Source organism: Streptomyces sp. RK9, from assembly GCF_045070545.1.
Lineage (GTDB): Bacteria > Actinomycetota > Actinomycetes > Streptomycetales > Streptomycetaceae > Streptomyces > Streptomyces alboflavus.
This window is the reverse complement of record NZ_CP173703.1, coordinates 1,359,836-1,373,273: the sequence shown is the minus strand read 5'-3', so window position 1 is coordinate 1,373,273 and position 13,438 is coordinate 1,359,836. Positions and strand designations below refer to the sequence as shown.

2 protein-coding genes are annotated in these 13,438 nt (G+C 76.8%); both read left to right on the top strand.

Going from position 1 to position 13,438, the window contains the following annotated elements; all coding sequences use genetic code 11:
• Positions 1-108 precede the first annotated feature (108 nt).
• Positions 109-1,341, top strand: a complete 1,233-nt coding sequence (locus AB6L24_RS05290) for a cytochrome P450 (RefSeq protein WP_405652627.1) — start codon at positions 109-111, stop codon at positions 1,339-1,341.
• A gap of 82 nt (positions 1,342-1,423) precedes the next feature.
• Entirely contained in the window at positions 1,424-13,420 is an 11,997-nt protein-coding gene (locus AB6L24_RS05285; protein ID WP_405652625.1) for an SDR family NAD(P)-dependent oxidoreductase, read from the top strand.
• Positions 13,421-13,438 lie beyond the last annotated feature (18 nt).

Sequence of the window (13,438 nt, the reverse complement as noted above, 5' to 3'; positions counted from 1 at the left end):
CCGCGGGCCAACCCAAGATCCAAGCCGACTCCAAGAAGGCGCCAAGAGCCACTGCACAGAATGCGGTGCGGCAGCGCACCCGCCTTTTCGCCGAGGGAAGGACCGAGTATGTCGACCGTCGCAGAGTCCGGGACGTCGTGGCAGGATCTGCCGTTCCTGGACATCACCGTGCCGGATTTCGCCTGGGACTCGCCCGAGGTGGCCGAGGCCAGGGAGCGGTCCTGGGTCGCGGGCACCCCGCTGGGACTCCTCGTCCTGCGGTACGCCGAGGCCCACAGCCTCTCCCGCGACCCGCGCCTCGTCTCGGGCTTCCGTGACGTCGTGGACCTCGTCGGACCCTCCGAGGGCCTGGTGCGCGAGTTCATGCGCGACTTCATGCAGAGCCTGGAGGGCCCCGACCACCGCAGGCTGCGCGGCCTGGTCACGCACGCGTTCACGGCCCGCCGCATCACCGCCCTGCGGCCCTTCATCCGCGCCACCGCGGAGCGCCTCGCCGACGAGCTCGCGACCGGGGGAGAGCGCGACTTCGTGGCCGCGTTCGCCGACCCGCTGCCCGCGGCCGTCGTCTGTGAACTGCTCGGCTTCCCCGCCGAGGACCACGCGGTCGTCGGCCGCTGGTGCAAGAACACCAACCTGGTCCTCGCCCTCGGCCCCGACCAGAGCAGGGTCGGCGAGGTCGAGGAGGGCCTCGCGGGGATGTACGACTACTTCGACACCGTGATCCAGGAGCGCAAGGCGGACCTCGGAGACGACCTGTTCTCCGACATCCTGCGCGCCCAGCAGGAGGACGGCGCCCTCGACGACCGCGAGCTGCGCACCCTCATCGCGACCCTGCTCGTCGCCGGATACCAGACCACGAGTCACCAACTCGGCCACGCCATGGTCGCGTTCGCCGAGCACCCCGAGCAGTGGCCGCTGCTGCGGCAGCGGCCCGAACTGGTCACCCAGGCGGTCGAGGAAGTGCTGCGCTGGTGCCCCACCACGACGGTCGTGGCCACCAAGTCGGCGGCCGAGGACTTCTCCGTCAACGACCTGCGCATCCAGGCGGGCACCCCCGTCTGGCTGTGCGCGCACTCGGCGCAGCGCGACCCGCTGGTGTTCAAGGGCGGCGACGCCTTCGACATCACCGTCAAACGGGAGGCGTCCCCGCTGGCCTTCGGCGGCGGCGCGCACTACTGCCTGGGGGCGGCGCTGGCCCGCGTCGAACTCGCCGAGGCCTTCGACGTGCTCGCGGCCCGCCTCGGCCCGCCCGAGGTCGCGGGCCCGATCACCTGGCGGCCCTCGACGGGCGTCTCCGGGCCCGACGTCCTGCCGCTGCGCTTCGGCGCCGCCACCGCATGACCCCACCCGACCCGGCGCCGGCGGCCGACCCGGGCGAGCCCGCCAGGTCCCCCCTCTTCGCGGGAAGGGCAGCACGTTCGACATGACCCACGGCACCGGCACCACCCACGGCACCGACTCCGGCACCGCCCACGGCACCGACACGGACGACAGGACGCTGGACTACCTCAAGCGTCTCTCCGCCGAACTGGGCAGGACCCGCGAGCGCCTGCGGCTCGCCGAGGCGGCGGCCCGCGAGCCCGTCGCGCTGGTGTCGATGGCCTGCCGCTTCCCCGGCGGCGTCACGTCGCCCGAGGACCTGTGGCGCCTGGTCGCCGCGGGCCGCGACGGGGTCGGCGCGCTGCCCGCCGACCGGGGCTGGGACGTCGAGGGGCTCTACCACCCGGACCCCGACCGGGTGGGGTCCTGCTACGCGCGCGAAGGCGGATTCCTCACCGACATCGCCTCGTTCGACGCGGCCCTGTTCGAGATCAGCCCGCGCGAGAGCCTGGTGACGGACCCTCAGCAGCGGCTGCTCCTCGAAGTCTCCTGGGAGACGTTCGAGCGGGCGGGCCTCGCCCCCGCCGCGGTGCGCGGCAGCCGCACCGGCGTCTTCACCGGGATGATGGGGCAGGACTACACGGCGCGGACGCCCGGTACGCACACGGAGTACGAGGGACAGCTGGAGACCGGCCGCGCGGCGAGCGTCGCCTCCGGCCGCGTGGCCTACACCTTCGGCCTCGAAGGCCCCGCGGTCACACTCGACACGGCCTGCTCCTCGTCCCTGGTGGCCCTGCATCTCGCCGTCCGGGCGCTGCGCGACGGGGAGTGCGACCTCGCTCTGGCCGGCGGGGTCACCCTGATGTCGAGCCCGGCGACCCTCCTGGAGTTCAGCAGGCAGCGCGTGCTCTCGCCCGACGGCCGGTGCAAGGCGTTCGCCGGACAGGCCGACGGCACGGGGCTCGCCGAGGGCGTCGGCGTCGTCCTCCTGGAGCGCCTCTCGGACGCGCGGCGGCTCGGCCATCCCGTCCTCGCCGTCGTCAGCGGCAGCGCCGTCAACCAGGACGGCGCGTCCAACGGCATGACCGCGCCCAACGGCCCCTCGCAGCAACGCGTCATCCGCGCCGCCCTCGCCGACGCCGGACTCACGGCGGCCGACGTCGACGCGGTCGAGGCGCACGGCACCGGCACCCGCCTCGGCGACCCCATCGAGGCACAGGCGATCCTCGCCACGTACGGACAGGGCCGCACCGCCGAACGCCCCCTGTGGCTCGGGTCGTTGAAGTCGAACATCGGCCACACCCAGGCCGCCGCCGGGATCGCGGGCGTGATGAAGACTGTCCTCGCGCTGCGCGCCGGCCTGTTGCCGCCGACCCTGCACGTCGACACCCCGACCCCGCACGTCGACTGGTCGTCGGACACCGTACGCCTCCTCACCGGGCCCCGCCCCTGGCCGGCCACCGACGGCCGCCCCCGACGGGCGGGGGTGTCGTCGTTCGGCATCAGCGGGACGAACGCGCACGTCATCGTGGAGGCGGGGGACGCTGTCGCTGCGGGCGATGAGGGCCTGGAGGGCACCGCGACCCCAGTGGCCGAGCCGACCCCGGTGGACCCGTCCCCCGTCCCCTGGGTGCTCTCCGCGGGAACCCCCGACGCCCTCCGCGCGCAGGCCGCCCGGCTCCAGGAGCACCTCGCGGCGCGCCCCGGCCTCCGCGCGGGTGACGTTGCGTACTCGCTGGCGACCACGCGCGCGCCGCTTGCGCACCGGGCCGTCGCCGTCGGCCGCGACCGCGGCGAACTGCTCGGCTGCGTCGAGGCGTTGGCCGCGGGCGAGCCCTGCGCGGACCTGGTCGAGGGAGTGGCGCGGGACCCGGGGCGGACGGTCTTCGTGTTCCCCGGTCAGGGCTCCCAGTGGACCGGCATGGCCCGGGAGCTCTGGGACACGTCCGCCGTGTTCCGCGAGCGGATGGAGGCGTGCGCGACCGCCCTCGACCCGTACGTCGACTGGTTGCTGCACGACATGGTGCGCGGCCACGCCGACGACGGCGCCGAGGACCGCGTCGACGTCGTCCAGCCCGTCCTGTGGGCGGTGCTGGTGTCGCTGGCCGAGCTGTGGCGGTCGTACGGGGTCGAACCCGCCGCCGTCGTGGGGCACTCACAGGGCGAGATCGCCGCGGCCTGCGTGGCGGGGGCGCTGTCCCTGGACGACGGGGCCCGGGTCGTGGCGCTGCGGTCCCGGCTCGTCGCCGAACGCCTCGCCGGGGCGGGCGGCATGGTGTCCGTGACGGCGCCGGTCGCCGACGTCCGGGCGCGCCTCGCGGAGTTCGGCGACCGGCTGGCGCTCGCCGCCGTGAACGGCCCGTCCTCCGTCGTGCTCTCCGGCGACCCGGCGGCGCTCGACGCCCTGGTGGCCGCCTGCGAGCGGGACGGCGTCCGCGCCCGGCGCGTCGCCGTCGACTACGCCTCGCACTCCCCGCAGGTGGAACTCCTGCGCGCGGACCTGCTCGACGCGCTCGCGCCGATCCGCCCGCGCGCGGGCGCGCTGCCCCTGTACTCGACGGTCACCGGCGCGGTCGTGCCGGGCACCGAACTGACCGCCGAGTACTGGTACCGCAACCTGCGCCGCACCGTCCGCCTCTCGGACGCCGTGGAGCGGCTCGCCGCCGCCGGACACGGCACGTTCGTCGAATGCAGCCCGCACCCGGTGCTCGCCCTCGGCCTCACGTCCACGCTCGGCGGCCTGGGCCGCGACGCCCTCGTGACCGGCACGCTGCACCGCGACGACGGCGGCCTCGACCGGTTCCTGCGCTCCCTCGGCGAGGTGTACGCGGGCGGCGGATCCCCGGACTGGGAACGGGTCTTCGCCGGGACGGACGCGCGGCGCGTGCCGCTGCCCACATACGCCTTCGACCGGCAGCGCTACTGGCTCGACCCGGAACCGCCCACCGGGGACGTGGGCGCGGTCGGCCTGAGCCCGCTCGACCACCCGTGGTGGGGCGCCGCCACCGACCTGCCCGAATCCGGCGGCGCCCTCCTCACCGGACGGCTCGCGCGCGACACCCACCCCTGGCTCGGCGAGCACGCGGTCGGCGACGTGGTCCTGCTGCCCGGCACGGCCTTCCTCGAACTGGCCGTCCAGGCCGCCGAGCAGATCGGCTGCGACGGCGTGGCCGAGCTGACCCTGGAGGCACCCCTGGTCCTGCCCGCGCGCGGCGGCGTCCAGCTGCGGGCCGTCGTCGGCCCCGCCGACGCGGCCGGGCACCGCCCCCTCACCCTCCACGCACGCCCCGAGGACGCGCCCGACACACCCTGGACCCGACAGGCCGACGGCACGCTCGGCGGCACCGCCCGGCGCGGCGGCGACCCGCTGACGGCCTGGCCGCCGCCCGACGCCGAACCCCTGCCCGTGGAGGGCGTGTACGAGGGCCTGGCCGGTCTCTCCTTGCGGTACGGCCCCGGCTTCCGGGGCCTGCGGGCCGCCTGGCGCCAGGGCGACGAGATCTTCGCCGAGGTCGTGCTCCCGGGGGACGGCGACGCGGACGGGTTCGCGATCCACCCGGCGCTCCTGGACGCCGCGATGCACGCGGCGGCCGCTTTCGACGGCGGGACGCACGCGGCGGGCGACGGCGGTGGTGCGGGTGGTGGCGCGGGCCAGGCGGACGCGGGGGGCGGGCCCCGGCTGCCGTTCTCCTGGTCCGGCGTACGGATCCACGCGGTCGGCGCGACCCGGCTGCGCGTCCGGATCACACCGGTGGGCCCCGACGCCGTCGCGCTGGAGGCCGCCGACGCGACCGGCGCGCCCGTCGTGTCCGTGGAGTCCCTGGCCCTGCGCCCGGTGACGCCCGACCGGCTGCGCCCGGCCGCCCCTGACCCGACGGACTCCCTCTTCGCCGTCGACTGGGTGCCCGCCCCGGCCGCCACGTCCGGCCCGCCGCGCACCTGGGCGGTCCTCGACGGCGCCGAGGCGCTCGCCCCGGCCCTCGAAGCGACCGGCGCCCAGGTGCGGCGGGAGCGCGAACTCGCCGCGGTGACCGCCGCGCAGGACGTACCGGACGCGGTACTCATGGCACTCCCCGTACCGGCGGGGGACGACACGTGCGACCTGCCCGGGACCACCCGGGACGCCGTCGTCGGGGCGCTGACGTCGGCGCGGCAGTGGCTCACCGAGTCCGCCGAGCCCACCGAGTCCGCCGAGTCTGCCGAGTCCGCTGAGTCTGCCGGATCCGCTGAGTCTGCCGGATCCGCCGAGTCCGCCGGATCCGCCGAGTCCACTGAGTCCGCCGGGTCCGCCGAAGCTGACGACTCCGGCGATGACGGCCGTGCCTCGTCCGCCCGTCTCGTCGTGCTGACCCGCGGTGCCGTGGCGGTACGCGACGACGAGACGGCCGACCCGGCCCTCGCCGCGGTGTGGGGCCTGCTGCGCTCGGCGCGGGCGGAGCACCCGGACCGGCTCGTCCTGGTCGACTGGGACGGCCAGGAGGTGTCGGCCGACGCGCTGTCCGCTGTCGTGGGCGGGGACGAGCCGGAGGTGGCGCTGCGCGGCGGGGAGGTGTTCGTACCGAGGCTCCAGCGGGTGCGGGTGCCCGACAACGGCCCCGCCGTCGCCTTCCGCCCCGGCGGGACGGTTCTGGTGACCGGCGCGTCCGGTGTCCTCGGCGGCGTCGTGGCCCGGCATCTGGTCCAGGCGCACGGCGTACGCCACCTGCTGCTGGTGAGCCGCCGTGGCGCGGACGCGCCCGGGGCGGCCGAACTCGCCCAAGACCTGGCCGACTTGGGGGCGTCGGTGCGCTGGGCGGCCTGCGACGCGGCGGACCGGGAGGCGCTGGCGAAGGTTCTCGCCGAGGTGCCGGGGGAGCGCGCCCTGAGCGGGGTGGTGCACGCGGGTGGTGTGCTGGACGACGGTGTCGTGGCGTCGCTCACGGAGGAGCGGATCGACACGGTGTTCCGGCCGAAGGTCGATGCCGTGGTCACCCTGCACGAGCTGACCCGGGATGCGGACCTCTCCGCGTTCGTCGTGTTCTCCTCGGCGGCGGGCACGTTCGGCACCGCGGGCCAGGGCGGCTACGCGGCGGCCAACGCCTTCCTCGACGCCTTCGCCCGGGTCCGCCGCGCGCAGGGACTGCCCGCGCTGTCCCTGGCCTGGGGGCTGTGGGCCGAGACCAGCGCCATGACCGGCGGCATGTCGGACGCCGACCGCGACCGGCTGCGCCGCGCCGGGGTGACCGGCCTGTCCGCCGCCGAGGGCACCGCCCTGCTCGACGCGGGCCTCGCCGCCGACCTGCCCGTCGTCGTCCCGGCCCGCCTGGACCTGGCCGCCGTCCGGGCCGGGGCCGCCACCGCGGGCGTCCCCGCACTGCTGCGCGCCCTGGTGCGGCCACCCGCGCGCCGTGCCGCGGCGAGCGCCGACGGGGACTCCGCCCTCGCGCGCGAACTCGCCGACCTCGCCCCGCAGGACCGCGCAGGCCGGGTCCTCGACGTGGTGCGGGCCCAGGCCGCCGCCGTCCTCGGCCACAACGGCCCGACCGCCGTCGAACCCGGGCGCGCCTTCAAGGAGTTGGGCTTCGACTCGCTCACGGCCGTCGAGCTGCGCAACCGCCTGGCCAGGGCGACCGGACTCCGGCTGCCCGCCACGCTCGTCTTCGACCACCCGACGCCGCAGGAACTCGCCGCGCACGTCCACGGGCGGCTCACCGGCCAGGACCGGCGCGAGCGGCCCGCGGTACGCGCCCGGGCCCGGGCCCGGGCCGACGAGCCGATCGCCGTCGTCGGCATGGCCTGCCGGTTCCCGGGCGGCGTCGCCTCGCCCGAGGACCTGTGGCGCCTGGTGGACCGGGGCGCCGACGCCGTCTCCGCGTTCCCCGCCGACCGCGGCTGGTCCCCGCCGGCCTCCGGCGCGTTCGCGGCCGAGGGCGGATTCCTGCGGGACGCCGCGCAGTTCGACCCCGAGTTCTTCGGCATCAGCCCGCGCGAGGCCGTGGCGATGGATCCGCAGCAGCGGCTCCTCCTCGAAGTCTCCTGGGAGGCGCTGGAACGCGCGGGCCTCGACCCGACGGCCCTGCGCGGCAGCCGCGCCGGGGTGTTCGCCGGGCTGATGTACCACGACTACACGACGCGGCTCGGGACCATCACGGACGACATCGCCGGGTACCTCGGCACGGGCGGCTCCGGCAGCGTCGCCACCGGCCGCATCGCGTACACCTTCGGGTTCGAGGGCCCCGCCGTCACCGTCGACACGGCCTGCTCGTCGTCGCTCGTGGCCCTGCACCTGGCCGCGCAGGCGCTGCGCGGCGGGGACTGCGACCTCGCGCTCGCGGGCGGCGTCACCGTGATGTGCTCGCCGAACGCCTTCACCGAGTTCGCCAGGCAGGGGGCTCTCGCCGCCGACGCCCGCTGCAAGCCGTTCGCCGCGGCGGCCGACGGCACGGTGTGGGGCGAGGGCGCCGGGGTCCTCCTCGTCGAGCGCCTCTCGGACGCGCGCCGCAACGGCCACCGCGTGCTCGCCGTCGTGCGCGGCTCCGCCGTCAACCAGGACGGCGCGAGCAACGGCCTGACCGCCCCCAACGGCCCCGCCCAGGAACGCGTCATCACCCAGGCCCTCACGGGCGCCGGGATCGCGCCGTCCGACGTGGACGCCGTCGAGGCCCACGGCACCGGCACCACCCTCGGCGACCCCATCGAGGCCCAGGCGATCCTCGCCACCTACGGACAACAGCGCCCGCCGGAGCGGCCGTTGTGGCTCGGCTCCGTCAAGTCCAACCTCGGGCACACCCAGGCGGCGGCGGGTGTCGCGGGCGTCATCAAGATGGTCATGGCGCTGCGCCACGCCGTCCTGCCCCGCACCCTGCACGTGGACGCGCCCTCACCGCACGTCGACTGGGCCTCCGGCGCCGTGGAACTCCTCACCGAGTCCCGCCCCTGGCCGGACGCGGGGCGGCCCCGGCGGGCCGGCGTGTCGTCGTTCGGGATCAGCGGCACCAACGCGCACGTGGTCCTGGAGCAGGCGCCCCCGGAGGCGGTCGTGGCGGGCGCGGCGCCGGGCGCCGGACGCGGCCGGGAAGCCGTGCGGCCCGGCACCGACCCGGCCGAGCCGACCGCGGCGACCGGCGCCGACGACGCGAGGCGCCCCGCACAGGACGACCCCCAAAAAGCCCTCCCCCCCGTGCCGTTGACCCTCTCCGCCCGCAGCGACCCCGCCCTCCGCGCCCAGGCGTCCGCCCTCCGCGACCGGCTCCTCGCCGACCCGGCGCTCGACCCCGTCGACGTGGCCCACTCGCTCCAGGCCACCCGCGCCGCCCTGGAGCACCGCGCCGTGGTCCTCGGCGGCCATCGGGACGCGCTCCTTCCCGCACTCGCCGCCGTCGCGGAGGCCCGGGAGACGCCCGCCGCCGTCGAAGCAGTGGCGGCCGACCCCGGGAAGACCGTCTTCGTGTTCCCGGGTCAGGGCGCCCAATGGGCAGGCATGGCGGCCGGGTTGTGGGACGCCGCGCCCGTCTTCCGGGCCCGGCTGACCGAGTGCGCAGACGCGCTGGCCCCGTACACCGACTGGTCCGTGGCGGACGTCGTCCGGGGCCGGGCCGCCGGGGTGGACCCCGAGCGGGTCGACGTGGTCCAGCCCGCGCTGTGGGCGGTCATGGTGTCGCTCGCGGAGCTGTGGCGGTCGTACGGCGTCGAACCCGCCGCCGTGGTGGGGCACTCGCAGGGCGAGATCGCCGCGGCCTGCGTGGCCGGAGGTCTTTCCCTCGACGACGGCGCGCGCGTCGTCGCGCTGCGCAGCCGCGCCCTGACGGCGATCGCGGGACGCGGCGGCATGGTATCGCTCGCCCTGGGCGCCGCCGGGGCCGAGGACCTCGTGGCCGCCTGGGACGGGCGGCTCTCCCTCGCGGCCGTCAACGGGCCCGCGTCGGTGGTGGTGTCGGGCGGCACGGAGGTCCTCGACGACCTCCTCGCCCACTGCGAGCGCACCGGGCTCTGGGCGCGCCGCGTCCCGGTGGACTACGCCTCCCACTCGCCCCACGTCGAAGCGGTACGCGAACGCATCGCCGAGGACCTCGCGGGGATCCGGCCCCGCCCCGGCCGCGTCGCCTTCATGTCGACGCTGACGGGCGCCTTCCTGGACACCGCGGGCCTCGACGGCGACTACTGGTACCGCAACCTGCGGGAGTCCGTCCGGTTCGAGCCCGCCGTACGGGAACTGCTCGCCCAGGGCTTCGGCGCCTTCGTCGAGTCCAGCCCGCACCCCATGCTCACGATGGGACTGCGGGAGGTCCTGGCGGAGCGGCCCGGCGGGCCCGGCGTGGCCGTGGCGTCGCTGCGGCGCGACCAGGGCGGACCGGAACGCTTCCTGACCTCGGTCGCCGAGGCGTACGCCCACGGGGTCGCCGTCGACTGGTCCGCGGCCTGGGCCGGCCGCACGCCGCGCGTCGTCGACCTGCCGACGTACCCGTTCCAGCGGCGCAGGTTCTGGCTCGACGCCCCCGCCGGGGCCGGTGACGTGACCGCCGCGGGCCTCGGCCGCCCCGACCACCCGCTCCTCGGCGCCCGCGTCGACCTCGCCGAATCCGCCGAGGCCGTGCTCACCGCGCGCTGGTCCCTGGACACACACCCGTGGCTCGCCGACCACGCCGTCGGCGACACCGTCGTCGTCCCCGGCACCGCCTTCGTGGAACTGGCCGCCCTCGCGGGCGCAGGGACCGGCTGCCCGCACGTCCGCGAGCTGATCCAGGAACGGCCCCTGGTCCTCGCCGACGGGGGCGCGGCCCGGATCCAGGTGCGGGTGGCGCCGCCCGAGGAGGACGGCACGCGGACGATCGGCGTGTACGCCCGCCCCGACGGCCACGACGAACCGGCCGCACCGGCCCCCTGGTCCTGCCACGCCCGCGGCGTGCTCACCGCGGCGGACACCGCGGCACCGGCCGCCCTCGACGGCGCCTGGCCGCCCCCGGGAGCCGTCCCCGTCGACCTGTCCGACTTCTACGAAGGCCTGGAGGAGATCGGCCTCTCCTACGGCCCCGCCTTCCACGGCCTGCACACCGCGTGGCGCCTCGGCGACGAGATCCTCGGCGAGGCCGCGCTGCCGGACGACAGCCACGCCGAGGCGGGCAGGTACCACGCTCATCCCGCGCTCCTCGACGCGGCGCTGCACGCGTGCCTGCTCCGCACCCGGGACAACGATCCGGCCGGCTCCGGTGGCACCGGTGGCGCGGCCATGCCGTTCGCCTGGAACGACGTCTCCCTGCACGCCCCGTGCGGCCCGGAGGTCCGCGTCCGGGTGTCCCCGGGCACGGCCGACGGCGTGTCGGTGGTCGTGGCGGACGCCGACGGCACGCCCGCGGTGACCGTACGCTCCCTCGTCGCCCGCCCCGTCTCGCCCGAGCAACTGCGTGCGTCCGGTGGGCAGCACGACGCGCTGTTCCGGCTCACGTGGACGACGGTGCCCGCCGGATCGGCGCCGCCCGCACCGAGCACGCCGAGCACGTGGGCCGTGCTCGGGGGCGAGGACCTGGGACTGGCCCTGGACGGCGGGCACTTCGCGGACCTGCCCGCGTACCGCGCGGCGATCGAGTCCGGTGCGGCGGCGCCCGATGTCGTCCTGGTGCCGCTCGGTACGGGGCTGGGGCGCGGCTCTTGCCACCCGCAGGACGACTCGCACGGTCCCGGCGACGGCGTGTCCAGTGCGCCAGGCGGCGCGCCCGGCCCGGAAGACGACTCGCGTGGTCCGGACGGTGGCTTGTCCGTCGTGCCAGGCGCTTTGCCTGGCCTGGAAGATGCCTCGCACGGTACGGGTGGCGGTGCGTTCCGCGTGTCGGGTGGCTCGTCGGGCCTGGAAGACCCTTTGCGCGGTCCGGATGGCGGCTCGTCCGTCGTGCCAGGCGCCTCGCCCCGTACGGAAGACGCTGCGCACGCTTCAGGGGGCGACTCGTCCGGCGCGGCCGGTGGCTCGCCCGGCCCGGAAGACGCCCCGTCCGGCCCGCAAGACGGCTCGCCCGCCCCGGACCGGAACCCGCACGAGGCGGCGCGCGCGCGGGAGTTGACCTGCCGTGCCCTCGACCTGCTGCGGGACTGGCTCGCCGACGACACCGGGAGCGCGGCGCGGCTCGTCCTCGTCACGCGCGGCGCCGTCGCCACCCCGGACGACGCGACCGAGGAGGACCTGGCCGCCGCGGCGGTGTGGGGTCTGGTGCGCTCGGCCCAGGCGGAGCACCCGGGCCGGTTCGTCCTGGCCGACCTCGACGGCGACCCGGCATCCACGGCCGCGCTCGACACGGCCCTCGCCACCGCCGCGGCCATGGACGAGCCCCAACTCGCCGTCCGCGCGGGCCGGATGCTCCTGCCCCGCCTGGAGCGCGCGCCACTGGCCCCGGATCCCACCGCGGCTCGGGGTGCGCCTGCGGCTCTGGGCACCCCTGCGGCTCGGGGTGCGACCGCGGCCCCGGACCCCACCGCGGCTCGGGGTGCGCCTGCGGCTCTGGGCACCCCTGCGGCTCGGGGTGCGACCGAGGCCCCGGATCCCACCGCGGCTCGGGGTGCGCCTGCGGCTCTGGGCACCACCGCGGCTCGGGGCGCGGCCGCGGCCCCGGACCCCACCGCCGCTCAGAACACGACCCCCTCCCCGGCCCCCACCGCGCCCCGGCCCAGCGCCACGGCCCCCGCCACCCCCACCGCCTGGGACCCCGACGGCACCGTCCTGCTGACCGGAGCCGCCGGGACCCTCGGGCGTGCGCTCGCCCGGCACCTGGTCGTCACGCACGGCGCCCGCCGACTGCTCCTGGTGGGCCGGCGCGGCGGCGACACCGCCGAGGCCCCGGCGCTCACCGCCGAACTGGCCGCGCACGGCGCGGAGGTGACCTGGGCGGCCTGCGACGTGGGTGACCGCGACGCGGTGGCCGCGCTCCTGGCGTCGGTGCCCGCCGCGCATCCCCTCACGGCCGTCGTGCACGCGGCCGGTGTCCTCGACGACGGCGTGCTCCCGGCGCTGACCCCGGAACGGATCGACCGCGTGTTCCGGCCCAAGGCGGACGGGGCGATCCACCTGGACGAGCTGACCCGGACGGCGCCCCTGGCCGCGTTCGTGGTCTTCTCCTCGGCCGCGGGCACCCTGGGCAGCGCGGGCCAGGCCAACTACGCCGCCGCCAACGCCTGCGTGGACGCGCTGATGCGCCGCCGACGCCGCGCGGGACTGCCCGCCCTGGCGCTCGGCTGGGGGCTGTGGGCCGAGAGCAGCGAGCTCACGGCCGGGGTCGACCAGGCCCGGATGGCCCGCTCCGGCGTCCAGGGACTGACGACCGCGGACGGCCTCGCCCTGTTCGACGCCGCCCGCGCCCTGGACGAACCCCTCCTCCTGCCCATGCGGCTCGACCTCGCCGCGCTCCGCGCGCGCCACGAGGCCCTGCCGCCGGTGCTGCGCGGCCTGGTGCGCGCTCCGGCGCGGCGCGGCGGCTCCGGGAGCACGGGCGCCGCGGCACTGCGGCGGCGCCTGGCCGCCCTGCCACCGGCCGAGCGGGACCGACAACTGCTCGACGTGGTCCACTCCGAGACCGCCGCCGTCCTCGGCTACCCGAGCGCGGACGCGGTGGGGCGTGACCGGGCCTTCAAGGACCTCGGCTTCGACTCGCTGACCGCCGTCGAACTGCGCAACCGGCTCACCGCGGCGACCGGCCTGCGGCTGCCGCCGACGCTGGTCTTCGACCACCCCACACCCACGGCACTCGCCGAGCACCTCGCCGTGGAACTCGCCCCCGTGGACACGGACTCCGACACCCGGCGCGACACCGAGCGCCAGGTCCGCGAGGCCCTCGCCGCCATCCCGCTGGCCCGCCTGCGCGACGCGGGCCTCCTCGACGCCCTCCTCGACCTGGCGGGCCGCCCGACGGGCACCGCGCCGCCACCGGACGGCGAAGGCGAAGGCGGGGGTGACGGCGACGGTGCCGGACCGTCGTACGGCTCGATCGACCGGATGGACGCAGAAGGGCTGCTGGCCCTGGCACTGAACACCGGCGCGTACGACGGCCACGACGACAACGACAGCGGCCACGGCGTCGGCCCGGACCTCACCGCGCCCGCCCCGCACGCCGAGACGGAGGACCACGATGCCGGCAGGTGACGAGAGGCTCGTCGAGGC